Origin of the sequence: Nioella sp. (genome assembly GCF_964229645.1) — a bacterium.
In the GTDB taxonomy this organism is placed as follows: Bacteria; Pseudomonadota; Alphaproteobacteria; order Rhodobacterales; family Rhodobacteraceae; genus Nioella.
Window position 1 is genome coordinate 1 of sequence record NZ_CAXREX010000211.1, and the last position, 2,451, is coordinate 2,451.

The window sequence follows — 2,451 nt, forward strand, 5'->3', positions numbered from 1 at the left end:
CGGTCATGGCCCTGTTCCTCGCCCGTCACGATGAAATTGGCCAGGATCGGAATGACCGCGCCATTCATGGTCATGGACACGGAAATCTTGTCGAGCGGGATGCCGTCGAACAGGATCTTCATGTCCTCGACGCTGTCGATGGCGACGCCGGCCTTGCCCACATCGCCTTCCACGCGCGGGTGGTCGCTGTCATAGCCGCGATGCGTGGCCAGGTCGAAGGCGACCGACACGCCCTGCTGACCGGCGGCCAGCGCCTTGCGATAGAAGGCGTTTGACTCTTCCGCCGTCGAGAAGCCCGCATATTGGCGGATCGTCCAGGGACGGCCCGCATACATCGTGGCCTTGACGCCCCGGGTGAAGGGCTCGAACCCGGGCAGCGTGCCCATGTGGGGCAGGGTCGCGGTATCCTCAGCCGTGTAGAGCGGCTTCACGTCGATCCCTTCCAGCGTGTTCCAGGTCAGGTCATCGGGCGAGCGGCCGCGAAGCTCTTTCTCGGCCAGTGCGCGCCAGTCTTGGGTCTTGTCGCTCATCTTGTCGGTCCTCTTCTCAATCCCGCGCAGGCAGGGAAATGGCCCTGCCCGGCGCCTTGGCAGCGCGCGATTTCACGCCCTGCCCGTCATTGCCCTTCGCAATCGCCCCGCCCGTGCCTATATCTCTGACAAACGGAGGTTTCATGCGCGTTGTTCTGTTCCTGATGGTCGCCCTGACGCTCGCCTTGCCCGGGGCAGCGCAGCAGGCCGAGCCCGTGATCGAGTCCGAGGACCCCGCCCCCGTCCTGCAGGTGATCGATGCCGTGGAAAGCGGCATCACGCTGGACGAGCTCATGTGGGTGTCGCGCCCCATCGTGGTCTTTGCCGATACCGATCGCGACCCCCGCTTCCAGGAGCAGCTGGATATGCTGCTCGACAGGCCGGGGCCGCTGATCGAGCGCGACGTGGTGGTGATCTTCGACGCGGACCCCGACGCCCGCAGCCCGGTGCGGCTGGCACTGCGGCCACGGGGCTTTTCCATGGTGATCGTCCAGCGCGATGGCCATGTCGCCCTGCGCAAACCGCATCCCTGGGACGTGCGCGAGATCACGCGGGCCATCGACAACCTGCCGATGCGCATCGAGGAAATGGGGCTCAGCCAGTAACGCGCGGGGGCAAAATCCGCCGCGGATTTTGAACCGGAAACCGCAGCGGTTTCCGCCCGCGCGCTGCCGGATGGGGCAGCTTGCCGAAATCCGCGCCGGATGTCCCCACGGAGATTGCGCCAATCTCCGCCCGCCCCGGTCGCCAGACCGGGTGCCGTGCCCCTGGCGGGGCATGCGTGGCGGGCGAAGACAATCATCGCGTCACTCGAACTCCATGATCACGTCGTCGACGGCCAGGCTGTCGCCGGGGCCCGCGTTGATCTTGGCCACGATGCCCTTCTTCTCGGCGCGCAGGATGTTTTCCATCTTCATCGCTTCGACGGTGCACAGCGCCTGGCCTTCCTGCACTTCCTGGCCCACTTCCACGTCGACCTTCACGATCAGGCCGGGCATCGGGCAAAGCAGCAGCTTGGAGGTGTCGGGCGGCAGTTTCTCGGGCATCAGCCGGGCCAGTTCCGCCTGGCGCGGGCTGCGCACATGGACCTTGAGGTCGGCACCACGGGTGCGGATGCGGAAGCCTTGGGTGACCTTGCCCACCTTCAGCACCAGCGGATCGCCGTTCACATCCAGCACCGCCAGCTGATCGCCCGGCGTCCAGTCGGAGGTCACGCGCAGCGCCTGGCCGTCATCGAAGGTGACGGTGGATCCGTCATGATCGGCGTCGATATGCACGGGGAATTCCGCGCCCTGAACCGTCACGACCCAATCGGTGGCCACGCGGCGTTCGTGGTTGTCCATCCGGCCCGAGACGCGGGTGCGGCGAATCTCGGCGACCCGGTGCATGGCCGCTGCCGAGGCCGCGACGCGGCGAAGCTCGTCTGCGGGCAGCGTAACCCCCTCGAACCCGTCGGGATATTCCTCGGCAATGAAGGCCGTGGTCATGTCGCCCGAGATGAATTTGGGGTGATCCATCACCGCCGACAGGAAGGGCAGGTTGTGACCGATGCCTTCCACCTCGAAGCTGTCCAACGCGATGCGCATCGCCTCGATCGCCTCGGCGCGCGTCGGCGCCCAGGTGCAGAGCTTGGCGATCATCGGGTCGTAGTACATGCTGATCTCGCCGCCTTCGTAGACGCCGGTATCGTTGCGCACGGCGGTCGGACCCTCGGGCGCATCGCCTTGCCACTTGCCGTTCACCAGCATCGGGCCGGCAGCGGTTTCGGCGGGTGGCCGATAACGGGTCAGGCGGCCGATCGAGGGCAGGAAGTTGCGATAGGGGTCTTCCGCGTAAAGGCGGTTTTCGATCGCCCAACCGGTCAGCTTCACGTCGTCCTGGGTGATCGTCAGCGGCTCGCCCGCCGCGACGCGGATCATCT

3 protein-coding genes are annotated in these 2,451 nt (G+C 66.2%); 1 reads left to right on the forward strand and 2 read right to left on the reverse strand.

The features are described 5' to 3' along the window. A partial coding sequence (locus tag ACEQXV_RS14070) for a methylmalonyl-CoA mutase family protein (RefSeq protein ID WP_370269727.1) occupies positions 1-530 on the reverse strand: 530 nt, incomplete at its 3' end. A gap of 143 nt (positions 531-673) precedes the next feature. On the opposite strand from ACEQXV_RS14070, the gene ACEQXV_RS14075 reads away from it, so the two are divergent. After that, positions 674-1,135 carry a DUF4174 domain-containing protein gene (locus ACEQXV_RS14075; protein WP_370269728.1) on the forward strand — a complete coding sequence of 154 codons (462 nt, stop codon included), beginning with the start codon at positions 674-676 and terminating at the stop codon, positions 1,133-1,135. 201 nt (positions 1,136-1,336) lie between these two features. Here ACEQXV_RS14075 and ACEQXV_RS14080 read toward each other — a convergent pair. Next, on the reverse strand, positions 1,337-2,451 hold a 1,115-nt coding region (locus ACEQXV_RS14080), incomplete at its 5' end, for a biotin/lipoyl-containing protein (RefSeq protein ID WP_370269729.1).

What these genes read in the sequence shown, in the direction of transcription:
- ACEQXV_RS14075 (WP_370269728.1), top strand. Translation starts at nt 674, where the DNA reads ATGCGCGTTGTTCTGTTCCTGATGGTCGCCCTGACGCTCGCCTTGCCC.